Source organism: Streptomyces sp. NBC_00670, assembly GCF_036226765.1.
GTDB lineage: Bacteria > Actinomycetota > Actinomycetes > Streptomycetales > Streptomycetaceae > Streptomyces.
Genome location: NZ_CP109017.1, coordinates 3791041 through 3814456 on the forward strand (window position 1 = coordinate 3791041; position 23416 = coordinate 3814456).

Sequence of the window (23416 nt, forward strand, 5' to 3'; positions counted from 1 at the left end):
GTCCGGCTACGCCGGATCCGGCCGCTCCCGCAACTCGAACCAGATCGTCTTCCCCTCGCCCCGCGGATCCACCCCCCACCCGTCCGCGAGGAACTCCATCAGCACCAGCCCCCGCCCGGAGGACGCCAGCTCCCCCGGATCCCGCTTGTGCGGCAGATCGTCACTCACGTCGGTGACTTCGACGCGCACCGTGCGGCCGCGGTCGCGGAGGCCGGTGCCGCCGCGGCCACCGACCTCCGCCACCAGCAACGCATCCGCGTCCGTGTGCACGAGCACGTTCGTCAGCATCTCGGAGAGCAGCAGCACCGCCGAGTCGACCTGGTCCGCCGAGGACCAGTCGTGCAGCAGCTCCCGGAGCTGCTGCCGGGCCCCGGCGATCCGCTCGGGCTCGGCCTGCGCGACGGTCAGCGCGGTCCGCCGCACCGCCCGCCGTACGCCGGGCCGGGCGCCGGCGACCGCACCGCCCGCACCGTCCGCCGCGTCGCACTCGCAGCCCGGCCCGAGCCGGCACAGCAGCAGGACCGCGATGTCGTCCTCGCGCCGGTCGGCCAGCGGGCCGGTGGCGTGGTGGGAGGAGGGCCCGTGCACGCCCTGCACGAGGGCGTCGGCGAGCTCCTCCATGTCGCCGTCGTGCTCCTCCAGGATGCGGCGGATGCGCCGCCACCCCGTGTCCAGGTCGTGCCCGCCGGTCTCGATCAGGCCGTCCGTGCAGATCAGCATGGTCTCGCCGGGCTCCAGGACGAGCCGGGTGGTGGGGTAGTCGGCGTCCGGGTCGATACCGAGCGGCAGTCCGCCCGAGGTCGGCCGCAGCAACACCGTGCGGTCGGCCATGCGGATCGCGGGGTCCGGGTGACCGGCCCGGGCGATCTCCAGCATCCCGGTCGCCGGGTCCACCTCGACGTACAGACAGGTCGCGAAGCGCAGGTCGGAGCCGTCGTCGCCGTACGTCATCCCGTGCAGGAACCGTGAGGCGCGGGTGAGGACGGCATCGGGGCGGTGGCCCTCGGAGGCGTAGGCGCGCAGGGCGATGCGGAGCTGGCCCATGAGCCCCGCCGCCCGTACGTCGTGCCCCTGGACGTCGCCCATGACCAGCGCGAACCGGCCCCCGCCGCCGGGCAGCGGGATCATGTCGTACCAGTCGCCGCCGACCTGGAGCCCGCCGCCGGTCGGTACGTAGCGGGCGGCGATCTTCATGCCGGGGATCTGCGGGCCGAGCCGGGGGAGCATCGAGCGCTGCAGCCCCTCCGTCAGCTCCCGCTCCGACTCGGCGACCTCCGCGCGGGACAGCGCCTGGGCGAGCATCCGGGCCACCGTGGTGAGCACCGAGCGCTCGTCGGGGGTGAAGGTGACGGGGTAGGTGAAGCCCGCCATCCAGGTGCCCATCGTGCTGCCCGCGACGGTGAGCGGCAGGAAGGCCCACGACTGGCGGTTGAAGCGGGCGGCGAGCGGCCAGGAGGCGGGGTAGCGGGCCTTGTACTCGGCAGGCGAGGAGAGGTAGACGGCGCGGCCGGTGCGCACCACCTCGGTGGCCGGGTAGTCGGTGGCGAGCGGCATGTCGACGAAGGGGCTCTCGTCGCCCGGGGACTGCCCGTGGTGGCCGACGACGGTGAGATGGTCGCCCTGCACGCCGAACACGGCCTGCCCGTCCGGGGTGAAGCCGGGCATCGACAGGCCCGCCGCGACCCGCAGCACCTCCTGGGTGGAGCGGGCCTCGGCGAGCGCGCGCCCGGCGTCCAGCAGGAACGCCTCGCGCGAGCGGCGCCAGTCACCGGTGACGGAGGTGCGTACGGCGGCGCCCGGGCCGGGCTCGGTGACCTCCTGCATGGTGCCGACCAGGCGGTACTCGCCGGTGGCCGGGTCCAGGGAGGGGCGGGAGCGGCTGCGGACGACGCGCAGGACCCTGCCGTGCTCGTCCATCACTCGCAGCCGCATCTCGGCGATGGTGCCCTCGCTGAGGGCGAGCTGGACGACGGCGTCCACCTCGCTCCAGTCCACCGGGTGGAAGCGCGCCCGCATCCCGGCCTCGCCGAGCGTGGCCGGCTCCGCGGGCAGCCCGACCAGTCGCGCGGCCTCGGCGTCCAGGATGACGAGGCGCTCGGCCTCGTCCCAGCGCCACAGCCCGGTGGCGAGGGAGGCCAGGACCTCCCCCACGGCGGGCAGGGGCTCACCAGTGCGCATTGTCCCACTGTAGGAACGAGTGATCGGACGCTGCCACCGCTGCCGGGCCGGGTGCCACAGCCGCCTCCCGCCGGTGCTGCCGTCCGCGCTCCCGCGCGGGAAGGGGGGAGAGCGGGCTTCGGGTGCCCGGTACGCTGGGGGTGTTTCACGTGAAACATGCACCGTGCGCCCACGGCGAAGACCGCGGGGCAGGGACGCCTCACAGACCCCGATCCGCGAAGGCTGGATGAACGACGATGCATCGGTACAGGTCCCACACCTGCGGCGAGCTCCGCGCCTCTGACGTCGGCTCCGACGTCCGGCTGAGCGGCTGGCTGCACAATCGGCGCGACCTGGGTGGCATCCTCTTCATCGATCTGCGCGATCACTACGGCATCACCCAGCTGGTGGCCCGCCCCGGCACCCCCGCCTACGAGGCCCTGGACAAGCTGTCCAAGGAGTCCACCGTCCGGGTCGACGGCAAGGTCGTCTCGCGCGGCACCGAGAACGTCAACCCCGACCTGCCGACCGGCGAGGTCGAGGTCGAGGTCGGCGAGGTCGAGCTGCTCGGCGCCGCCGCCCCGCTGCCGTTCACGATCAACACCGAGGACGGGGTCAACGAGGAGCGGCGCCTGGAGTACCGCTTCCTGGACCTGCGCCGCGAGCGCATGCACCGCAACATCCTGCTGCGCACGTCGGTCATCTCCGCCATCCGCCACAAGATGGCCGCGATGAACTTCAACGAGATGGCGACGCCGATCCTCACCGCCACCTCCCCCGAGGGCGCTCGCGACTTCGTCGTGCCCTCCCGCCTCAACCCGGGCAAGTTCTACGCCCTGCCCCAGGCGCCGCAGCAGTTCAAGCAGCTGCTGATGATCTCCGGTTTCGACCGCTACTTCCAGATCGCGCCCTGCTTCCGCGACGAGGACGCCCGCGCGGACCGTTCGCCGGGCGAGTTCTACCAGCTCGACGTGGAGATGAGCTTCGTCGAGCAGGAGGACGTCTTCCAGCCCATCGAGAAGCTGATGACGGACCTCTTCGAGGAGTTCGGCGGCGGCCGGCACGTCACCTCGCCGTTCCCGCGCATCCCCTTCCGTGAGGCGATGGCCAAGTACGGCTCGGACAAGCCGGACCTGCGGGCCAAGCTGGAGCTGGTCGACCTCACCGACATCTTCGCGGGCTCGGAGTTCAAGGCGTTCGCCGGCAAGCACGTGCGCGCGCTGCCGGTGCCGGACGTCGCCGCCCAGCCCCGCAAGTTCTTCGACCAGCTCGGCGAGTACGCGGTCGAGCAGGGCGCGAAGGGCCTGGCCTGGGTGCGCGTCGGCGAGGACGGCTCGCTGACCGGTCCGATCGCGAAGTTCCTCACCGAGGAGAACGTCGCGGAGATGACCAAGCGGCTCTCGCTGGCCGCCGGGCACGCGGTGTTCTTCGGCGCGGGCGAGTATGACGAGGTCTCCAAGATCATGGGCGCGGTGCGGGTCGAGGCCGCCAAGCGCGCCGGGCAGTTCGAGGAGAACGTCTTCCGGTTCTGCTGGATCGTCGACTTCCCGATGTACGAGAAGGACGAGGAGACCGGGAAGATCGACTTCTCGCACAACCCGTTCTCGATGCCGCAGGGCGGCATGGACGCCCTGGAGAACCAGGACCCGCTGGACATCCTCGCCTGGCAGTACGACATCGTCTGCAACGGCGTCGAGCTGTCCTCCGGCGCGATCCGGAACCACGAGCCGGACATCATGCTCAAGGCGTTCGAGATCGCCGGCTACGACCACGAGACGGTGGAACGCGAGTTCGCCGGCATGCTGCGCGCGCTGCGCTTCGGCGCCCCGCCGCACGGTGGCATCGCCCCGGGCGTGGACCGCATCGTCATGCTGCTCGCCGACGAGCCGAACATCCGCGAGACCATCGCCTTCCCGCTCAACGGAAACGCCCAGGACCTGATGATGGGCGCGCCGACGGAGCTGGAGGAGAACCGGCTGCGGGAACTGCATCTGACGGTGCGCAAGCCGCAGCCGAAGTAATTCGGCGGCGCGACGCGGTAACGCGGAATTCCGCTTTTCCGGCGTACGGACTTCCGCTTCTCCGGCGTACGCAATTCCGCTTCTCCGGCGCGCGGGAAATCGCGCGCCGGTGCACGCGGCGAAGGGGCGGTCCGGCCGGACCGCCCCTTCTTCCTGCCCGTTCCGTTTGCCTGCCGCGGCGTCAGAAGCCGCAGTACACCCCGCTGCCGTAGTCGCTCAGCAGGTCGTCGCGGACCCAGCCGTACACACCCGTGCTGTCGTTGCGCAGGTACGTCCAGGTGTAGTCGCCCGCGATGGTGAAGCAGTGGTAGTCCAGCCGCTGCGTGTTGTAGGCGATCCCGTTGATCGCACAACCGGTGCTGGAGCCGCTGCGCTCGTTGGCCCCGTCGGCCGTCTTGTTCCAGGAACTGCCGTCCTTGTCGGAGACGGTCTTGCCGCAGGACGCGGCGGCCGACGCCGGCGTGGTGGCCAGAGCGATCGGCAGGCTCGCGGCCACGGCCACGAGGGTCGGCAGAACGACTGCGAATCGACGCTTCATTGTTCCCCCATCGTCGTTTTTCTTCTGTCGTTTCCTCTGTTGTTTCTTCTGTCCTTGTTGCTGCCGTTACGATTCGACACCGCACGTGCTGAAGAAATGATTCCGGCGCGGGATGTCTGTTTCTTGCCGTTGCGTGTCCGGAAACATGGGCCTCCCTGCCCACCTGGATTCACGGATTCCGGAATTCCCCTTCTGGTACGTTGTGGAATCCCGAGGAATGGCCGTCGAAGGAGTCGCGTTGCCCGCTCGCATACTCGTCGCCGAGGACGACGTGAAACAGGCGCAACTGATCCGCATCTACCTGGAGCGGGAGGGCCACGACGTCCAGGTCGTGGCCGACGGACGCTCCGCGATCGACCGCGCCCGCGCCTCCCGGCCCGACCTGCTCGTCCTCGACGTGATGATGCCGCACGTCGACGGGCTCGACGTCTGCCGCGTCCTGCGCGCGGAGTCCCGGGTGCCGATCCTGCTGCTGACCGCGCGCAGCACCGAGGAGGACCTGCTGCTCGGCCTCGACCTGGGCGCCGACGACTATCTGACCAAGCCGTACAGCCCCCGCGAACTCACCGCCCGGGTGCGGGCGCTGCTGCGCCGGGCGCGGCCCGCGGAGGGGGAGCGGCCACCGGTCCTCACCGTCGGCGACCTGGTGATCGACACCGCCCGCTTCGAGGTGACGGCGGCGGGCGCGCCCGTGCCGCTCACCGGCAAGGAGTTCGCGATCCTGGCCCTCCTCGCGGCCGAGCCGGGCCGCGTCTTCACCCGCGCCCAGATCATCGACCGCGTCTTCGGCTTCGACCAGCAGGTACTGGAGCGCACGGTCGACGCCCATGTGATGAACCTGCGCCGCAAGCTGGACGGGGGCGGCGGGCGCGGGGGCACCCGGCACGTCGAGACGGTGTACGGGCGCGGCTACCGGCTGACCCCGCGACCGGCGGCAGGGCCCGGGCCCCGTACCGCCGGGGAGGCACCGTGAGCTTCCGGCTGCGCGTCCTCGCGCTGCTGGCGCTGATCGCGCTCACCGCCACCGGGGCGACCGCCTGGCTGACGCTGCGCCAGGCCACCAGCCAGGTCAAGGAGTCGGTCGCGGCCGGCCGGCAGGACGTCAGCCGGATCACCGAGGCGCTCCGGAGCTACGGTTTCGCGCACGGGACCTGGGACGGCGTCTCCCCCACCGTGCGCACGCTGGCCAAGGACACCGGGCAGCGCATCCGTGTCGTCACCGACAACGACGTCCTCCTCGCCGACTCCGACGCCCTCACCGGCCGCACCCCGCGCGAGCCCGGCGGGCAGCCCCCGGTCGTCGTCGACCCCCGGCCCCAGCTGCGGATACCCGCCGGACCGGTGCGGCGCGCCTCGGTCAAACGGACGGTGACCGCGCTCGCCGAGTACCGCTCCGCCGTCACCTACGCCGCCTGCCTCACCCGGGCCGGCGCCACCGTCACCGCCCGCCCCGACGCCCTCGGCATCCCCAGGGTCACCGCCGACCGGCCCCCGGCCAGCTGCGCCGCCCCGGACCCCGGCGCCGACCCGCACGCCGGTCAGGACCACGAGGCCCTGACCCCCTGCGCCGACGAGTCCACGGACAAACGGTTCACCGCCTGTCTGCGCCGCGTCTTCACCGAGCGGACGGCCACGCTCGCCCCGCCCCGCCTCCAGGTCGCCCTCGGCTTCCGCGGCGAGGCGCCCGCCGGGCTCGCCGCCGCGCCCACCGTGGCCGTCGCCGCGGGCGTCGCCCTCGTCGCGGTCCTCGGCGCGCTGCTGCTCAGCCGGGCCGTACTGCGTCCGGTGCGCGCCCTGACCTCGGCCGCCCGGGGGCTGGGCGAGGGCGAGTTGGCCCGCCGGGTGCCGGTCTCCGGGCGGGACGAGATCGCCGAGCTCGGCCGGGCCTTCAACCGCATGGCCGAGTCCCTGCAGTCCGCCGAGGAACGCCAGCGCCGGCTCACCGGCGACATCGCCCACGAACTGCGCACCCCGCTGGCCAATCTGCGCGGCTATCTGGAGGCGCTGCGCGACGGCGTCGTCGACGCCTCGCCCGAACTGCTCGACTCCCTGCACGAGGAGGCGCTGCTCCAGCAGCGCATCGTCGACGACCTCCAGGACCTGGCGCTGGCCGAGGCGGGCGCGCTCACCTACCACCGCGCCGACGTCGGCCTCGGCGACCTGCTGGAGGCCGCCCGCACCGCGCACGCCGCGCAGGCCGAGGCCGCGGGGGTGACGCTGCGGACACGGGTGCCGTATCCGGTGCACGTCCACGCCGACGCCGACCGGCTGCGGCAGGTCGTCGGCAACCTCGTCGGCAACGCCCTGCGGGCGACCCCGGCCGGGGGCACGGTGACGCTCTTTGCCGAGCGGCGGGACGGGGCGGCGGTGCTGCGGGTGACGGACACGGGCAAGGGGATCCCGGCGGAGCAGCTCCCCCACCTGTTCGACCGGTTCTGGCGCGCGGACGCGGCGCGGGGGCGGGCGACGGGGGGCAGCGGGCTGGGGCTGTCCATCGCCCGGCAGATCGTGCGGGACCACGGGGGGAGGGTGGAGGTGGAGAGCGAGGTGGGCGCCGGCACGACGTTCACGGTGACGCTGGCTGCACTTACCTAGGGGCGCCCCCACCCCACGAGGCGCCCTACGGCCCCGCCAACGCCTGCGTAGGGGCCAGGCGCCCCGCCCGTACCGCCGGGTACAGCCCCGCCACCGCACCGATCAGCAGCGTCACCCCGAGCCCCGCCCCCGTCGCCCACACCGGCACCTCCGTCGGCCACCCCCGCACCGACGCGAACACCCCCGTGATCGCCGTGCCGAGGACCGTTCCGCCCAGTCCGCCCAGCGCGGACAGCAGCAGTGACTCCGACACGAACTGCCCCCGGATCTGCCCGCTGGTCGCCCCCAGGGCGCGCCGCAGGCCGATCTCGGGCCGGCGCTCCAGCACCGAGATGACCATGGTGTTGCCGACCCCGACCCCGCCCACCAGCAGTGCCACCGAGCCCAGGCCGAGCAGCAGCCCGGTCAGCGTCGACTCCGCGGCCTCGCGGGCGGCGAGCGCGTCCGAGGGCCGGGAGACCAGCACCCCGCTCGGCTTCTCCGGGTTGGCGGTGGCCGCCAGGACGTCGCGCACGGCGCCGACCCGGTCGTCGCGGGTCCGTACGTACACGGTCGACGGATGCCCGTCGAAGCCCAGGTAGGTGCGCGCGGCCTGCCGTCCGACCAGGGCCGAGCCGTCGATCTCCGGTGCGAGCGGCACCGGGTCGAGCACGCCGACCAGGGCGAACCACTGGCCGCCGAGCCACAGCCGGGTGCCGGGCGTGTAGACGTCGAGCCGGCGGGCCGCCTGCGCGCCGAGCACCACCGCCGGGTACTCCTCGGTCGCCTCCGTCAGCCACCGCCCGGTCCGCAGCTCGCCGCCGACCGCGGGCAGCAGCCCGGACCAGGCCGCGGCCACCTGGACGCTGCTGGTGCGGCCGACGGGGATGTGCCGGTTGCGGTAGACCGCCGCGTCCTTCAGGACGCCGGTCGCCGCGACCCGCTGGACCGGTCCGATGCGCCGGATCATCGGCACGGACTCGGCCGGCAGCCGGGTCGTCGTCCCGTCCGGCGCCTGACCGGGGGCGACGCGCAGCATGTTGGTGCCGAGCGCGTCGAGCCGGCGGTCGACCTCGGCCCGGCTGGAGGAGGAGATGCCGACGACGGCGACCATCGCGGCGACGCCGATGGCGATGCCGAGCGCGGAGAGGAAGACGCGCAGCGGCCGGGTGCGCAGGCCGGTGCCGCCGAGCCGGACGAAGTCGGCGGGGCGCAGCCGGGCGGGGCGCAGCGGGCCCCTCTCCGGCGCCGTCATCGCCCGGCCTCCGTTCCCACGGGCGCCGGGTGCGCGCTGTCGGCGACGATCCGGCCGTCCCGCAGCTCCACCCGGCGGTCGAACTCCCGCGCCATCTCCCGGTCGTGGGTGATGACGACGACCGTCGTGCCCGCCGTGTGCAATTCGCGCAGCAGCGCGAGGACGGCGGCGCCGGACGCGGAGTCGAGGTTGCCGGTGGGCTCGTCGGCGAGCAGCAGCGCCGGTTCGCCGATCACGGCGCGGGCGACCGCCGCGCGCTGCCGCTCACCCCCGGAGAGCTGGTGCGGGAGATGGCCGAGCCGGTGGTCGAGCCCGACCCGGGCCAGCGCCCGCGCGGCCCGTCGCCGCCGCTCGCGCGCCGGGACGCCGGCGTACAGCAGCCCGTCAGCGACGGTGTCGAGCACGGGCACGCCCACGGCCAGGTGGAACTGCTGGAAGACGAACCCGATGCGCTGCGCCCGCAGCGCGGACAGCTCGCGGTCGGACAGCCCGGCGACCTCGTACCCGTCGATCGCGATACGGCCGGCGGAGGGCCGGTCCAGGGTGCCCATCAGATGCAGCATCGTGGACTTGCCCGAGCCGGACGGGCCGACGAGGCACACGAGTTCGCCGTACCGGATGCTCAGATCGACGCCGGCGACGGCGGTGACGCCGCCCGGGTAGCTCTTGGCCACGCCCTCGAACGCGACGACGGTCTCCGGGGGTTCCTGGTACCCCTGGGCCGTCACTTGGGGATCCTCACCTTCATGCCCTCGTGCACGTCGGGCCCGCTGACCTCGACCCGCCCCCCGGCGAACAGCCCGGTCTTGACGGCGACGAACCGCCCGGCCCCGGAGCCGCCCTCCTTCGTGCCCTCTTCCGTCCCGTCGTCGGCGAGTTCGAGCCCGTAGCCGCCCTCGGCGAGCGCGGTGAGCGCGGCGACGGGGACGGCCAGCACGTTCTTGCGCTGCTTCTCCGTGTGCCGGACGGTGACCGGGCCGCTCTGCAGCCGGCCCAGGGCGTCCTGGTCGTCGAACGTGATGACGACGGAGACGGTGGCGGCCCTGCCCCCACCGCTCGAACCCCCGTCCGAGCCGCCGCTCGTGGACCCTCCGTCGTCCCCCTCGCCGCCGCCGGACGACGAGGAGGCTGCCGAGCCGAGGCTGGCGACGGTGCCGGTGACCGTGTGCCCGTCGGGCAGCTCGACGGAGACCTCGCTGCCGCGCCGGGCCCAGTCGGTGTCGTTGGCGGGGGCGCTGACGGTGACCATGCGGGAGGTGCTGGTGTAGCTGACGGGGTTGCCGGAGGCGGCGTCCCCGACCCGGGCGCTGGTCCCGGAGATACGGACGGGCCCGGGCGCGTACACGACGTCACCGGCGTCGACGCGGCCGGTCCCCGGCAGCCCCAGATCCTTCTGCCAGCGCTTGACGGCGTTGGCGGTGAGCGTGGTGTACGACTCGTCGACGGTGAACCCGGAGTACCCGAGCGCACTGAGGTTCGACTCGAACTGCTTGACGTCCATGCCGTGCAGGGGGGCGGGATCGGCGGCCGGGGCGGCGGGGGCGGAAGGGGAAGCGGCCGGGGAGGCGGCCGAGGAGGCCTTGGCACCGTTGGCCGGGGCGGATGTGTCTTCGTTACTGGCGGTCGGCTGCCGCACCCCCAGCTCCCGGTACATCGGCAGACTGCCGTACAGCAGCACCACCGGCCGGTCGTTCACGCGCAGCACCTGCTGCCCCCGCCGTACGGTCTTCCCGGTGGCCGGCAGCCAGGTCACCGTGCCCTCGGCCTTGACCGGGAAGGGCACTTGGGGCCCGTGGCCGAGCTGTCCGTCGATCTCGGTGCGGTCGGTGAGGGTGGCGCGGGTGACCGCGACGACCTGACTGCTGCGCCCGGGCGCGGCGGCGTCGTCGTCCGGGCCGCCGCCCCCGCCGAGCCCGAGCGCGCCGACGACACTGACGACGGCGACGACGAGCACGCCGGCACCGATCAGCAGGGGCTTGCGCCGCCGGGGCGGAACGTCGTACGCACCGCCCCCGGCGTCGACGTCGCCGTCCTTCGTGAGCTGCTCCATGACCCCCGCCCCGTCAGCCCTGAGCGGAGGGGGCGTCGGCCGGGACGCCGATGACCGAGGCGCACGCGCGGGTGGCGCGCTTGGCCCCGGCGGAGGTCGAGTCCCAGGTGACGTCACGGAAGTGGCCGCTGTCGTCGGTGTCGGGGAAGTCGGGGGCGCCGTGCTCCTGCATGCAGGTGGCGTACTCCTCGTTCTTGCGGATCTCGTCCTTGGACAGCTCGGGCTGCTGCGCCTTCTCGACGCTGTCCGGGACGGGCACGCTGAGGTCGGCGCACTTTTCCTGCGCCTTGAGCGCCTTGGGGTCGCGCTTCCACTTGGACTGGTCGCCGAGGTCGACCTTGCCGTGGGCGTCGGGGTCGGGCGCGTCGAGCCCGGCCTCGCGCAGGCAGTCGACCCACTTGCGCTGGGCGTCGACGTAGTCGGCGAGCTCGCTGGAGGAGTCCTTGGAGGCCCCGGCGGAGGTCTTGCCGCCTCCGGCCGAGGCGACCTCCCCGTCACCCCCGCCACCCCCACCGCACCCGGCGACGACCACGACCGCCACCCCGGCCGCCCACACCCCGAACCACCGCGCACCCATCCCCACGACCCCCTCCGCACCGTCACGACCGTCACGGCCTGTCCCGGCCGACCGGCGACGAAGGTAGAACGCGACCCATGAAGAACCCATGAAGAACCCATCAAGAACCGTCGCGGGCCCGGGTCTTCGCCGTGCCGGTACGGCGCTCACCCCCGCCAGGCGTCGACCACGTCCCGCGCTCCCCACACCAGCCCGACCGCGTCGTCACCGGTCACCGCATCCGCCGTGCCGGTGAGCGACACGACGGCGAGGCGCGCGGCCCCCGGCTCGAAACCGGGGATCTCGACGGCACCCTGAGCGAGCGCGGCCAGGTCGTGCCGGTCGAAGGGCGAGCCGAGCCACTTCACGGACCCGGCGAAGAAGACGGTGCCGGCGACCGGCGCGCGGTCGGCACCGACGAGGTCGATCTCGGGGGAGAACCGGCGGTTCCACCAGCCGCCGACCGCCTCGGCGTCGGGCCAGGGGAAGTCGTCGTCGACGGCCGCCAGTTCGAGCGCCTCGCGGACGAGCGGCTCGACGGCCCGCCCGCGCCAGGCCGCCCACCGCCGCTCGACCACGCGGTACGCGGCCTCGGGGCGGCCCCGCCGGGACAGCGCCTGCGCGGAGCGGAGCGCGGCGAGGTAGAGGCGCAAGTTGCTGTCGGCCACCCGGTAGAGGGCGGGTTTGCCGGGGCTGGTGGACAGGGGCGCGTCCGAGGCGAGCACCTGCTTCTCGTCGGTGAGCCGCCGCAGCAGAGGGGACAGTATTCCGGAGGGCAGCGCACCGCTCCGGCTGCCGGCGGTGGCGGCGATGTTGGCATGCGTACGGTCGCCGCTGCCCACCGCCTCCAAGACCCGGCGGGCCTGGTCCGGTGCCGGGAACTCGGCCATGAGGGCGGCTTCGGGGACGCCGAAGAGCGGAGACGCGGGGTCGGCGCACTCGGCTCGGACGAAGTCGAGGGCGGGGGTGGCGTGCGTCCAGGCGCGCAGGATGCCGGGCAGCCCTCCGGACACCAAGTGCGCGTCGACGGCGTCCGCCGCGTCCAGGCCGAGAGCGTCGCCCGTCTCGGCCACGTTGAGCGGGCCGAGGACCATGCTGTCGGCCCGGCCGTAGAAAGGCCGGTCGTACGCGGTGAACCGCTCCATCATGTGCAGGTCGCTGCCGAGCAGCAGCAGGAGCACGGGGCGGCCGGCGAGCAGCCGGTCCCAGGCCGTCTGCAGCGCCCCGTCGAACACGGGGTCCTGCTCGGCGAGCCACGGCAGTTCGTCGAGGACGACGACGCAAGGGGAGTCCGGCAGTACGGCGGCCAGAAGGCGGAAGGCGTCGGACCAACTCGAGGGCGCGCGCGCCGGCAACAGCTCGGGATCGACGGCGAGCGAGGACTCCTCCAGCTCGGTGAGGAAGTCGGAGATCCCCTCCACGGACGAGGCGCCCTTGGTCGCGGTGAAGAACACGTACGGCCGCCCGGCCCGGTCGCAGAACTCCTGCACGAGGCGTGACTTCCCCACCTGCCGCCGTCCTCTTACGGCGACGGCGGTGCCGGCGCCGGTGGCGGTGACCCGGTCGAGCCGCTTGCGCAGGGCCGCCAGCTCGGTCCGGCGACCTACGAAGGGGGTGGCCATGGCGTGCTCCAGTGGATGGCGGTAGGTAGATGGAATCTACGTAGATCTAATCTACCCAGATGCCCCACGGCGTGCAGTGCCGATCTTTCCCCCACTCCTCCACCCAACCGATACCGTGTCGCCGGCCGACGCAGGGGAGACCACCCATGAGATATGCCGACTGGATCGCCGGTGGCGGGCAGGTGGAGGTGAACGGGTACTGCCTGTTCGTCCGGCAGGACGGTGCCGGGCGCCCGGTGACGTTGCTGCACGGCTTTCCCACGTCGTCCCACGACTGGGCGGCGACCGTGCCGCACCTGGTGGCGGCCGGGTGCCGGGTCACCACGCTCGACCTGCTCGGCTTCGGGCAGAGTGCGAAGCCGCGCCGCCACCGGTACTCGATCCACGAACAGGCCGACCTGGTGGAAGCCCTGTGGGACCACCTGGAGATCGACGCGACCATGCTGGTCGCCCACGACTACGGGGTCTCGGTCGCCCAGGAACTGCTGGCCCGCGACTCCGGCCGTATCACCCGCACCGCCCTGCTGAACGGCGGCCTCTACCCCGACCTGCACCGCCCGGTCCCGTTGCAGCGACTGCTGCACAGCCGCGTCGGTCCGCTCCTGGCCCGCCTCACCGACGAGAAGAGATTCACCGCCGGTCTGCGCGGCGTCCTGTCCAGGCCCGTGCCGGACGAGGTGCTGCACGACATGTGGACGTCCGTGGCCCACGAGAACGGTCAGCGCCTGGCCCCGCGCCTGCTCCGCTACATGGACGACCGCTGGACCCACTCCGCCCGCTGGATCACCTCACTCGAACAGTACGAGGGCCCGCTCCTGTTCGTATGGGGCCCCGACGACCCGGTGAGCGGCGCCCACGTCCTCCCCCGCCTCCGTGAACGCCGCCCCCACGCCACGTTCACGGTGCCCCCGGGCACCGGCCACTACCCGCAGATCGAGGCACCGCAGGAGACGGCCGGGGCCCTGGCCGCGTTCCTCGCGGCGCCCTGACCCGCCCCGCGTCCGCCCCTCAGGCGTCTGCGGACGCCTCCTCGTCGAACAACTCCTCCGCACGTTCCACCGTGCCGGCGCGGTCCAGCCAGTCGCTCACCAGCGCGAGGTCGGTGCAACCGAGGATGCGTTCCCGGGCGGTATCTGACACCGGAATCCCCCGTACCTCCAGGACCCGTAGGACCCCCTTGGCCTCGCCCCGCGCCTCACCCTCCAGGAACGTCTCCTCGAAGAGTGTTCCCCTGCCGGGGAAGTAAGTGCCGACCATCTTTTGCAGACCTTTCCATGTCGTGCGGGCCGGAGTGTCCTCCAGGCCCACTTCCACGAACTCGCACCAGTACTTCGCCGTGGCCGCGTCGAACGACCGCATTCCGTGGGCCAGCGTGTTCAGTATGGCGCCGATTTTCCCGCTTTCGCTGTGCACGATGGCGGAGACCGTCGCCAGCGCCGGTTCCCGGGCGACCATCGACTCGTCCGTGATCTCGGGGACGTTGTCCGGACCGAGCACGAACGGCCGTGTGACCTGAGTCGACCACGGACCGACTCGGCACTCGAAGGGCCCTGCCGCCCACTTCGCCGTCGACCTGCTCCGGCAGACCGTGACGAGCAGCACCGGCACGCCGAACTTCGCGTACAGGTATGCGACGTAGTAGGCCCAGTTCATCTGTTTGTCCGGAGACCTCTTCGTCTGGGCCTCGACGGCGATGAGGAAGCCGTCCCCCTCGGAAGGGTCGACCTTCAGCACGGTGTCCACCCGGCGCTCCAGGGGGCGGATCTCCGTGACATCCGGCGTGAGCGCGTTGATCAGGGCCTTCGCCGGTGGCGGCAGCCCCAGCGCCTCGAAGACGGGGGCGAGGACTTCCGGATGCTCCTGAAAGATCCGGTGAGAGACCTCATGTGTCGATGTGACCATGTGTGCAACCTAGGTGGATCAACGTGTGCGCCGCCCGGGTGAACGGCGACGTTCACCCGTTCGGGGTGCGAGTGGGAGTTCAGGCGACGATCGGGGTGCCGGTGGTCAGTTCGGCCCAGACCCCTGACGAGGCCTCTCAACTCGCCGCAATGGCGCGAGTGAAGTCCCTGCGCACAACTCGCTGCCTGAGCCCGGACCTAGCTGACCTCAGTGGTCGCCTGTGGTGCGAGCCAAAAATTCTTGTGGCATCGGAGGCGGGACAGGCACAGGACTTGGTTGTCGCGCAGAAGGATGGTGTCTACCACTGCTCAATACCCGCCACGACTTTGGCGAGGATGTCAGCCACACGATTTACGCCCCCGACGTCCAGTGTGACGTCGTTCACATTGAAATAGACTTGATAGGCACCCTTGTTGCCGGCATGCCGCTGGACTCCGGGCAGTTTGGCGACGACTCTGTCCAGGCGCATGTTTATGGAGTCACGAGCCGACCGCCCCGATTTCAGGGAAGGTACCGGAATCTTGTCGGTGACAGCACATTCGAGTTCTAGGGATGCCATACCCTTGCTGTTGATGTTTCTGATTCGAGCCACTATCTCCACTTGGCCGGATCGGCTGTTCATCCGACATTCACCCTCGGTTGCCGAGTAGTTGTTGAGCCCGGCGTACAGCTGGCCGATGCGGCGGCAGAGATCTTCTTCGGTTATTTTGTCCGTTCCACTGGCGACCTGAATTACGGATTCTGCGCGACGCAGTTCACTTACGAAGTCCACGACAGTTTGCGGCCGTTCGCTCGGCTGCTTAGAAGTGGAGCTTCGGTAGAGGTCGATGAGGGCTTTGGCGGCACGGTCATCGATCCAACTGCCAAGGTCGTGAGTGAGAATCTCCAGATTCTTGGCGAAGTTCTCGCCGCTGGGGTCTCTTCCTGTGATCACGAAGAACATCAACTGGGCGAGGCTGAAGACGTCCACAGTTTCGCTGCGGGCCGTCCTCGCGTTGGGTTCGAACAATTGCTCAGGAGCGGCATAGTTGATAACGCCACCAACGCCAATGTTTGTCGTGACCGTGCGGTTTGTCTCGTGGTACGCGAGGTCGAAGTCGGTCAGGTAAGGCGCTAGGCGGCCACTGTCGTCATAGTCGGCGATAATGTTTTCTGGCTTTATGTCTCGGTGCCTGACCGATTGAGAATGAGCGTGCTGCACGGTCTCGCAGACGTCGATCATCAATTGGAGGACGGCCTCGGGATCCGTGCGATCAATATAAGCCTTTCTCAGATTGTCTCCGGGGATTGAGTCCATCAGGAACCCGTAAGGTGCAGCCAGCATTTCATGCACCCTCACGATGTAAGGGTGCTTCAGCTTCCGCATGTTATAGTATCCGTTTGCGAAACGCCGAACTTTCACCTCGTCGTCGAGTTCGTTGCCATGGAAAACCTTCATGGCATAGCGTCTGCCGTCCTCTCCCTCCAACTCCCACACGTGCCCGTATCCGCCATGCCCCAGGTGTCTTAGAACGCGGCCGAACCGGGTCTCCTCGCCGACGCTGATGTCAGCGAGATTTTTCCTGAATTCGCGCACCCGGGCGACCAGGTTTGACCAGTCTGTGTTGCGTCGTAGATCCGGGAGGGCCTTCTCGGTCTCATCGAACCAGTGGACCACCCGCTCCAGTTCGACGGAACACTTCCTGGAACCTTGCTGGAGGCGGACGTTTCGTTCGGACAGTTCGGACAGTTGAAGGTAGTGGTATTGGTCGACGAGATGGTGCGCTTTGGCGAGATTCTGGGATAGTTCACTTCTGTCGATAGGCGGTCCTTCCCGCTTGGGGAATCCTGTGCCAAGCACCACAGTCCCCGCGATGTCGCCCTTGAAGACTGGGGTCTGTGAGTCCGAAGAGAGGGCTGCGGTGATGTACTCGTAGATGCCTAGTAGTGTGACATCGCCGTTCCAGTTGACCGCGTCTCCGAGCATCGCACTGGTCAGAGCGTCGGTAAAAATACCGCGGCCGCGTCTTTCCTGTGCCCCTTCTTCGGGGCGGCAGGCTGCGAGGATGCAGCGACTCTCATTCACCGCCGGGACTTCTCGCTCGATGTCTCCGGCCTGTAGTGGCCTACTGTTCGACCAGTTGTATGCGGAACCAGCGTGGCAACAGTCGAGGATAGTAACCACATGGTCAAAATTGCCGCTGGCCGATTCCATGATCTGTGCCAGATGGCTGAGTGAGATACCCGGGTCGAACCTTTCAGCGTCGTGTGTGACGAGGTTTCCCGCTTGCCCGAGGACTTGTCCATGTCCGGCGAAATAGAATAGGAGAGTACCGCCTTCCTGCTCGCCATAGGCCAACTCGTGCAGGTGCCGCAGAACGTTGCTGCGAGTGGCGCGACCGTTGAGTAAAAGCTTACTGTCGAAGTCGTACTGTTCCAGAGTAAGGCAGTCTGCGATGTCCTTGGCATCGTTTACGCAGCCGAACAACGGTGCGTTGGGATAACTGTCGATACCTACGATCACGGCCTTGTTCACTTGGCTCCCCCAGGCGTGTAGTGGAAGGCACGGTCCGCTGATCTGTGGCAGGACACTGTAGCGCGGTCAAGGCTTTGCGGTAGAGGCGCGTACGCAGAAAATCGCGTGACTCATCGAACCTGGTGAGACACGACGATGGGTGCCACGAGTCTGCTCGATAGCGATCACGAGGTGAGGAAGCCTCTCCCGCAACCACCAGGCAGGAGCGCTTGCTATGGCTTTGCGTGGACGCGAAGGAGGGCCTGGGAACTGTCCCAGGCCCTCCTCAAGGTGATGGCTGGCAAGGCTCGCCCGGTTCTACGCCGTCGGCTTCTCTTCCAGGCGGGGGAAGAGGACCGCGCCCTTGGTGACCGTCGCGCCGGCGGGGAGGCGGCCCCAGTGGGAGGCCTCCTGGACGTGCTGGTCGGCGAGGGGGCCCAGGTGCGGTTCCGCGCCGAGGGAGTCCCAGAGCTTCTGGCTCGTTTCGGGCATGATCGGGTTCAGGAGGACCGCCATCGCGCGGAGGGACTCCGCGGCCGTATAGAGGATCGTGGCCAGGCGGGCCTTGCCCTCCGGCGACGTGTCCTTCGCGACCTTCCACGGTTCCTGTTCCGTGAGGTAGCCGTTGACCTGCTTGACGAAGTCGAAGATGGCCAGGATGCCGCCCTGGAAGTTCAGATCCTCGCCGATCGCGCGGTCCGCCGTCTCGACCGCCTTCGTCAGGCCGGCGTGGACCGCCGCCTCCGCCTCGCCGTCCGCCGCCGACTCCGGCAGTTCGCCGCCGAAGTACTTGCCGACCATCGCCGCCACGCGGGACGCCAGGTTGCCGTAGTCGTTCGCCAGCTCGCTGGTGTAGCGGGCGGAGAAGTCCTCCCACGAGAAACTGCCGTCCTGCCCGAACGCGATCGCGCGCAGGAAGTACCACCGGTACGCGTCCACGCCGAAGTGCGTGGTCAGGTCCTGCGGCTTGATGCCGGTCAGGTTCGACTTCGACATCTTCTCGCCGCCGACCATCAGCCAGCCGTTCGCCGCGACCTTCCCCGGCAGCGGCAGGCCCTGCGCCATCAGCATCGCCGGCCAGATCACCGCGTGGAACCGCAGGATGTCCTTGCCGACCAGGTGCACGTCGGCCGGGAACGTCTCCTCGAACTTCTGCTCGTTCTCGTTGTAGCCGACCGCCGTCGCGTAGTTCAGCAGCGCGTCGACCCACACGTAGATCACGTGCTTCTCGTCCCAGGGGATCGGGATGCCCCAGTCGAACGTCGAACGGGAGATGGAGAGGTCCTGGAGGCCCTGGCGGACGAAGTTCACGACCTCGTTGCGCGCCGACTCCGGCTGGACGAAGCCGGGGTTCGCCTCGTAGTACGCGAGGAGCTTGTCGGTGTACTCGCTCAGCTTGAAGAAGTAGTTCTCCTCGCTGAGGATCTCCACCGGCTTCTTGTGGATCGGGCACAGCTTCTGGCCCGCGAACTCGCCCTCGCCGTCGAGCAGTTCACCCGGGAGCTTGTACTCCTCGCAGCCCACGCAGTACGGGCCCTCGTAGCCGCCCTTGTAGATCTCGCCCTTGTCGTACAGGTCCTGCACGAACTCCTGGACGCGGTCGGTGTGCCGCTTCTGCGTGGTGCGGATGAAGTCGTCGTTCGCGATGTCCAGGTGCTCCCACAGGGGTTCCCAGGACTCCGTGACGAGCTTGTCGGCCCAGGCCTGCGGGGTGACCCCGTTCGCCTCGGCCGTGCGCATGATCTTCTGACCGTGCTCGTCCGTGCCGGTGAGGTACCACACCTTCTCGCCGCGCTGACGGTGCCAGCGGGTGAGCACGTCGCCTGCGACGGTCGTGTAGGCGTGGCCCAGGTGAGGAGCGTCGTTGACGTAGTAGATGGGGGTCGAGACGTAGTACGCCTTCGCCCCCTGCTTCTCGGATCCAGTGGCCGCCATGGTCGAAATCCTACTGGTCCGGAGATGGTGGCTTCACATGCGTTTCGGGGCGGGCGCAGCCGGGTATGGCGTGGGCCGCCGCCCGCCCCGGGACGCCTACGGGCGCCAGGTCGCCAGTACGCCCTCGTAGAGCTCCTTGTCGGTGAGCTCCCGGGGGGTGGGGCCCGCGTGGAAGAAGGACGTGTTCTCCGTCTTCAGCTTGCGGAGGTAGTCGAACGCCTTGTTCTCGTGCTCGCCGAACGCCACGAAGGAGAAGAAGACCTCGGGGTGGTTGGCCGCCGCGTCCGTGAGGGCCTGCGTGGCGGGGGTCTTCGCGTCGGGGGCGCCGTCCGTCTGGAAGATCACCAGGGCGGGGGTGCCGGCGGGCTCCTCGGCGTGCCGGGCGAGGACCGCCTCGACGGCGGCGTGGTAGCTCGTACGGCCCATGCGGCCGAGGCCCGCGTGCAGCTCGTCGATCTTGTTCTCGTGTGCGGCGAGGGTCAGCTCGCCGGTGCCGTCCAGCTCCGTGGAGAAGAACGTGACGTGGACGGTGGCCTCGGGGTCCAGGTGGGCGGCGAGGGCGAGGGTCTGCTCGCCGAGGGCCTGGGCGGAGCCGTCCTTGTAGTACGGGCGCATGGAGGCGGAGCGGTCCAGGACGAGGTGGACCTTGGCGCGGGTGCCGGTGAGGTCGTGGCGGCGGAGGGCGTTGCCTGCGGCCTTGTAGGCGGTGCTGAGGGCGGGGGCGGTGGTGCGGATGCGCGACGCGGGCGTCGCCGGGTTCCTTTTTGCGGCCTCGGCTTCGCCTTCGGCCTCGTTTGTTTTCCCGCCCGCACCACCCGTGGCGGTCTCGTCGTCGGGTGCGGGTGGCCCCTGTGGGGGTTCCTCGTCATTGGCGGCCGCGGGTTCGGGTTCGGGGGTGGGGGCGGGGGCGGTTGTGGGTTCGGGCTCGGGGGCCGGTTCCAGCTCCGGTTCGAGGGCCTCGGCCGCCTTCGGCTCCTCCGCCGCCACCGGCTCCGGCTCCTCCGCCGCCACCGGCTCCGGCTCCTCCGTCACCACCGGCTCCGGCTTCGGTTCCGGTGCCGGCTCCGTCTCGTCCGCCGGCCTTGTCGGCTTGGGGACCGTGACGTTGTCGAACGCCGCCGACACCAGGTCGTGTTCGTCGCGGCTCTCGCCGCTCTCCTGGCGGGGGTCCGGCACGTGCGCCGTGGGCTTCGGCGCCGGCGTCGGTTCCGCCGCCGGGGACGGAACCTTCGGCGCGGGTGCCGGGGCCGGCTCCTCGGGGGCCGCCACCGGTGCCGTCTCCTGCGCGGGGAGCCGCTCCGGCTCCGCCGTCACCACGCTCTCCGTTCCGTCCTTGCGCCCCTTGCGTGAGCGGCCGAACGCATTCCGCAGAAGAGTGAGAAGTCCCATCAGCGCAACCCTTCGCATGAGGTGAAGCCCGTCAATCCCTGGCCAGGACGGACACGTAAGGTTAGCGGTCACGGCTGGTGATCTTCGGCAGGGTACGACCACCGCCGTAGCCCGCTGCCCCGGAACGCCGTACGGCTGCCCGTCCGTTCATTCCATCGCCGTACGGCCACCACGCGTTCACCGGCCGTTCGGGCGAGGGTCCCGCTCCCGCACACGCACCGCCCCTAACGTCACGCCGACACCAAGGGAAAATATGGGGAGTGCAACGTGCCCAAGCTGCTGCCGCTCATCGGCTCGCATCCCGGCGGACGGTCCGCCCTGACCTGTCGGTTCCGCTGTGGTGACGCCTGCTTCCACGAGGTGCCCAACACCAGCGACAACGAGTACGTGGGCGACGTCATCGCCGGTGCCGTGCGCCGGCGCGCGCTGCTGCGCGGGGCCGCCGTCACCGCCGTGGTCGCCGCGACGGGGGCCGTCGGCGTCACCGCCGGTGGCTCCGGGGCGAGCGCCACCCCGGCTGCTCACGGCGGCCAGGGTGCCGCCGGGAAGGGCGGCCGCCGCGCCGCCCGCGGGCTGCGCTTCGACGCCGTCGCGCCGAACACCGCCGACGCGGTCACCATCCCCGACGGCTACCGGCAGAACGTCGTCATCCGTTGGGGAGAACCGATTCTGCGCGGGGCGCCCGCCTTCGACCCGGAGCACCAGACCGCCAAGGCGCAGGCCGGGCAGTTCGGTTACAACAACGATTTCCTGGCTCTCCTCCCGCTTCCCGGTGAGCACGGCCGGCAGCTGCTCGTCGCCAACCACGAGTACACGGACGAGATCCTGATGTTCCGGGGGTACGACGCCGAGAACCCGACCCGGCAGCAGGTCGAGGTCGCCTGGGCCGCGCACGGGCTGTCCGCCGTCGTGGTGGAGGGGGACCGGCGGACCGGGCGGCTCGTCGCCGTGCCCCGGCACCACCTCAACCGGCGCGTCACCGCCACCACCGAGTTCCGCCTCACCGGTCCCGCCGCCGGCTCGGACCTGCTGAAGACCTCCGCCGACCGCACCGGCCGCAAGGTGCTCGGCACCCTCAACAACTGCTCCGGCGGCACCACCCCGTGGGGCACCACGCTGCACGGCGAGGAGAACTTCAACCAGTACTTCGCGAACGGCTCCCGCGCCACGGACACCCGGTACGGGATCGGCACCGGCGCCACCGAGCGCAAGTGGGAGCGGTTCGACAAGCGGTTCGACCTCGCCCAGGAGCCCAACGAGGTCCACCGCTTCGGCTACGTCGTCGAGTTCGACCCGTACGACCCCGACTCCACGCCCCGCAAGCACACCGCGCTCGGCCGCTTCAAGCACGAGGCGGCCACCGTGCGGATGACCGACGACGGCCGGCCCGTCGTCTACACCGGCGACGACGAACGGTTCGACTACTTCTACAAGTTCGTCGGCAGCAAGCGGATGCGCAAGGGCAACAGCCGCGCCGCCCGCGAGCACAACCTCACCCTCCTCGACGAGGGCACCCTCTACGTCGCCCGCCTGACCGGCGACTCGCCCGCGAGCGACATCGACGGCACCGGGAAGCTGCCCGCCGACGGCGAGTTCGACGGCGGCGGCGAGTGGATCCCGCTGGCCACCGCCACCGCCAAGGGCGCCGTCTCGCACGTCGACGGCATGACGGCCGAGGAGGTCTTCGTCTTCACGCGCCTGGCCGGTGACAAGGCGGGCGCCACCAAGATGGACCGCCCCGAGGACATCGAGCCCTCCCCGCGCACCGGCAAGGTGTACGTGGCGCTCACCAACAACACCAACCGCGGCAAGAGCGGGTACGCCGCCGCCGACGAGCCCAACCCGCGCAACGCCAACAAGCACGGGCACGTCCTGGAGCTCACCGAGCGCCGCAACCGCGCGGACGCCACCACGTTCGGCTGGTCGCTGTTCCTGGTCGCGGGCGACCCGGAGGACTCCTCCACCTACTTCGCGGGCTTCCCCAAGGACCGGGTCAGCCCGATCTCCTGCCCGGACAACGTCGCCTTCGACCCGCACGGCAACCTGTGGATCTCCACCGACGGCAACCAGCTCGGCTCCCACGACGGCCTGTTCGGCGTCGCGGTGCAGGGCGACCGGCGCGGGGAGCTGAAGCAGTTCCTGACCGTGCCGACCGGCGCCGAGACCTGCGGCCCGCTGGTGCAGGACCGCCGGGTCCTGGTGGCCGTGCAGCACCCGGGAGAGGTCGACGGGGCGACGGTGGACCGGCCCGCCAGCACCTGGCCCGACGGCCCCGGCCGCATCGTCCGCCCGGCGGTCGTCGCGGTGTGGCGCGCGGACGGGGAGGACGTCGGCGTCTGAGCTCCGGCAAGCCGGGGGAGGGCGGGGGCGCGGCCTGGTGGACGGCCGCGCCCCCGCCCGGGTCCGCGCTACCGGGGCGAGGTGGGCGTCGTCCGGTCCTTGCCGGTGGCGGCCCGGTCCGAGGTGGCCAGGGACCAGATCACGAAGCCGCCCAGGGCGATGGAGATGAGCGCCCAGACGGGGGCGTACGGCAGGAAGAGGAACCACTCGATCATGTAGAGGGCCGCCAGCGCGATGCCGAGCGCGCGGCCCCATGCGGCGCCGGAGAGCACCGCCCAGCCGGCCAGCGCCAGCAGCGCGCCGATGATCAGGTGGATCCAGCCCCAGCCGGTGAGACTGAACTTGTACACGTAGTCGCCGACGTGCGCGTACACGTCGTTCGTGGCGATCCCGGCGATGCCGTTGAGCACGCCGAGGATGCCGGTGACCATCATCAGCACGCCGGCGAAGACCGTGCCGCCGGTCGCCCAGGCGGAGCGGCGCTGATGCGGGGTGGAAGAGGTGTACTGGACCATGGGGCCTCGTCTCCTGGGCTTCTCCTCGGCCGGTCGGCCCTCGGCGTCCGCTCGGCCGACCAGGTGGG

17 protein-coding genes are annotated in these 23416 nt (G+C 70.6%); 5 read left to right on the plus strand and 12 right to left on the minus strand.

Translation table 11 applies throughout. The features are described from left to right. Nucleotides 1-6: 6 nt before the first annotated feature. Nucleotides 7-2178 carry a SpoIIE family protein phosphatase gene (locus OIE12_RS16900; RefSeq protein ID WP_329136182.1) on the minus strand — a complete coding sequence of 724 codons (2172 nt, stop codon included), beginning with the start codon at nucleotides 2176-2178 and terminating at the stop codon, nucleotides 7-9. A gap of 236 nt (nucleotides 2179-2414) precedes the next feature. On the opposite strand from OIE12_RS16900, the gene aspS reads away from it, so the two are divergent. Beyond that, entirely contained in the window at nucleotides 2415-4178 is a 1764-nt protein-coding gene (gene aspS, locus OIE12_RS16905) for an aspartate--tRNA ligase (protein ID WP_329136185.1), read from the plus strand. A gap of 181 nt (nucleotides 4179-4359) precedes the next feature. Here aspS and OIE12_RS16910 read toward each other — a convergent pair whose 3' ends face one another. Next, on the minus strand, nucleotides 4360-4674 hold the full coding sequence (locus OIE12_RS16910) for an SH3 domain-containing protein (RefSeq protein WP_329136187.1): 315 nt from the start codon (nucleotides 4672-4674) through the stop codon (nucleotides 4360-4362). A 280-nt stretch (nucleotides 4675-4954) separates the two neighbouring features. Between OIE12_RS16910 and OIE12_RS16915 the strand changes: the two genes are divergently transcribed. Next, nucleotides 4955-5689, plus strand: a complete 735-nt coding sequence (locus OIE12_RS16915) for a response regulator transcription factor (protein WP_329136189.1) — start codon at nucleotides 4955-4957, stop codon at nucleotides 5687-5689. Beyond that, on the plus strand, nucleotides 5686-7311 hold the full coding sequence (locus OIE12_RS16920) for a sensor histidine kinase (RefSeq protein ID WP_329136191.1): 1626 nt from the start codon (nucleotides 5686-5688) through the stop codon (nucleotides 7309-7311). Before OIE12_RS16915 ends, OIE12_RS16920 begins: the two co-directional genes overlap by 4 nt. A gap of 25 nt (nucleotides 7312-7336) precedes the next feature. On the opposite strand, the gene OIE12_RS16925 is transcribed toward OIE12_RS16920, so the two are convergent. From OIE12_RS16925 to OIE12_RS16945, 5 genes are all read right to left on the minus strand, one after another. Beyond that, nucleotides 7337-8545, minus strand: coding sequence for an ABC transporter permease (locus OIE12_RS16925; RefSeq protein ID WP_329136192.1), 1209 nt, complete (start codon nucleotides 8543-8545; stop codon nucleotides 7337-7339). Further along, complete coding sequence (locus OIE12_RS16930; protein WP_329136194.1) at nucleotides 8542-9273, minus strand: ABC transporter ATP-binding protein; 732 nt, start codon at nucleotides 9271-9273, stop codon at nucleotides 8542-8544. The genes OIE12_RS16925 and OIE12_RS16930 overlap by 4 nt, the downstream gene beginning before the upstream one ends. Next, on the minus strand, nucleotides 9270-10595 hold the full coding sequence (locus OIE12_RS16935) for a peptidoglycan-binding domain-containing protein (RefSeq protein ID WP_329136196.1): 1326 nt from the start codon (nucleotides 10593-10595) through the stop codon (nucleotides 9270-9272). Before OIE12_RS16935 ends, OIE12_RS16930 begins: the two co-directional genes overlap by 4 nt. Before the next feature lie 13 nt (nucleotides 10596-10608). Beyond that, entirely contained in the window at nucleotides 10609-11172 is a 564-nt protein-coding gene (locus tag OIE12_RS16940) for a hypothetical protein (RefSeq protein WP_329136198.1), read from the minus strand. 146 nt (nucleotides 11173-11318) lie between these two features. Beyond that, nucleotides 11319-12773 (minus strand): AAA family ATPase, encoded by a 1455-nt coding sequence (locus OIE12_RS16945; protein WP_329136200.1) that lies wholly within the window; start codon nucleotides 12771-12773, stop codon nucleotides 11319-11321. A 146-nt stretch (nucleotides 12774-12919) separates the two neighbouring features. Here OIE12_RS16945 and OIE12_RS16950 point away from each other — a divergent pair, with 146 nt between their 5' ends. After that, entirely contained in the window at nucleotides 12920-13762 is an 843-nt protein-coding gene (locus OIE12_RS16950) for an alpha/beta fold hydrolase (protein ID WP_329136202.1), read from the plus strand. Between the two features lie 19 nt (nucleotides 13763-13781). On the opposite strand, the gene OIE12_RS16955 is transcribed toward OIE12_RS16950, so the two are convergent. The 4 genes from OIE12_RS16955 to OIE12_RS16970 all read right to left on the minus strand — a co-directional run bounded on the left by OIE12_RS16955 (nucleotide 13782) and on the right by OIE12_RS16970 (nucleotide 20493). Further along, nucleotides 13782-14675 (minus strand): hypothetical protein, encoded by an 894-nt coding sequence (locus OIE12_RS16955; RefSeq protein ID WP_329136204.1) that lies wholly within the window; start codon nucleotides 14673-14675, stop codon nucleotides 13782-13784. Nucleotides 14676-14973: 298 nt separating this feature from the next. Next, entirely contained in the window at nucleotides 14974-17190 is a 2217-nt protein-coding gene (locus OIE12_RS16960; RefSeq protein ID WP_329136206.1) for a protein kinase domain-containing protein, read from the minus strand. Nucleotides 17191-17487: 297 nt separating this feature from the next. Next, a complete protein-coding gene (gene metG, locus OIE12_RS16965) occupies nucleotides 17488-19104 on the minus strand; it encodes a methionine--tRNA ligase (RefSeq protein ID WP_329136208.1) in 1617 nt (538 codons plus the stop codon). A gap of 96 nt (nucleotides 19105-19200) precedes the next feature. Further along, a complete protein-coding gene (locus OIE12_RS16970; RefSeq protein ID WP_329136210.1) occupies nucleotides 19201-20493 on the minus strand; it encodes a VWA domain-containing protein in 1293 nt (430 codons plus the stop codon). A 267-nt stretch (nucleotides 20494-20760) separates the two neighbouring features. Between OIE12_RS16970 and OIE12_RS16975 the strand changes: the two genes are divergently transcribed. Further along, nucleotides 20761-22833: a PhoX family protein gene (locus OIE12_RS16975; RefSeq protein ID WP_329136212.1), complete on the plus strand. Its 2073-nt coding sequence runs from the start codon at nucleotides 20761-20763 to the stop codon at nucleotides 22831-22833. A gap of 68 nt (nucleotides 22834-22901) precedes the next feature. On the opposite strand, the gene OIE12_RS16980 is transcribed toward OIE12_RS16975, so the two are convergent. Then, entirely contained in the window at nucleotides 22902-23348 is a 447-nt protein-coding gene (locus OIE12_RS16980) for a DUF7144 family membrane protein (RefSeq protein ID WP_329136213.1), read from the minus strand. Between the last annotated feature and the right edge of the window lie 68 nt (nucleotides 23349-23416).

Bases quoted from the DNA above. Each gene is read 5' to 3' on its own strand.
- OIE12_RS16900 (WP_329136182.1), bottom strand. From the start codon at position 2,178: ATGCGCACTGGTGAGCCCCTGCCCGCCGTGGGGGAGGTCCTGGCCTCC.
- OIE12_RS16970 (WP_329136210.1), bottom strand. From the start codon at position 20,493: ATGGGACTTCTCACTCTTCTGCGGAATGCGTTCGGCCGCTCACGCAAG.
- OIE12_RS16950 (WP_329136202.1), top strand. From the start codon at position 12,920: ATGAGATATGCCGACTGGATCGCCGGTGGCGGGCAGGTGGAGGTGAAC.
- OIE12_RS16925 (WP_329136192.1), bottom strand. From the start codon at position 8,545: ATGACGGCGCCGGAGAGGGGCCCGCTGCGCCCCGCCCGGCTGCGCCCC.
- OIE12_RS16940 (WP_329136198.1), bottom strand. From the start codon at position 11,172: ATGGGTGCGCGGTGGTTCGGGGTGTGGGCGGCCGGGGTGGCGGTCGTG.
- metG (WP_329136208.1), bottom strand. From the start codon at position 19,104: ATGGCGGCCACTGGATCCGAGAAGCAGGGGGCGAAGGCGTACTACGTC.
- OIE12_RS16945 (WP_329136200.1), bottom strand. From the start codon at position 12,773: ATGGCCACCCCCTTCGTAGGTCGCCGGACCGAGCTGGCGGCCCTGCGC.
- OIE12_RS16935 (WP_329136196.1), bottom strand. From the start codon at position 10,595: ATGGAGCAGCTCACGAAGGACGGCGACGTCGACGCCGGGGGCGGTGCG.
- OIE12_RS16980 (WP_329136213.1), bottom strand. From the start codon at position 23,348: ATGGTCCAGTACACCTCTTCCACCCCGCATCAGCGCCGCTCCGCCTGG.
- OIE12_RS16955 (WP_329136204.1), bottom strand. From the start codon at position 14,675: ATGGTCACATCGACACATGAGGTCTCTCACCGGATCTTTCAGGAGCAT.
- aspS (WP_329136185.1), top strand. From the start codon at position 2,415: ATGCATCGGTACAGGTCCCACACCTGCGGCGAGCTCCGCGCCTCTGAC.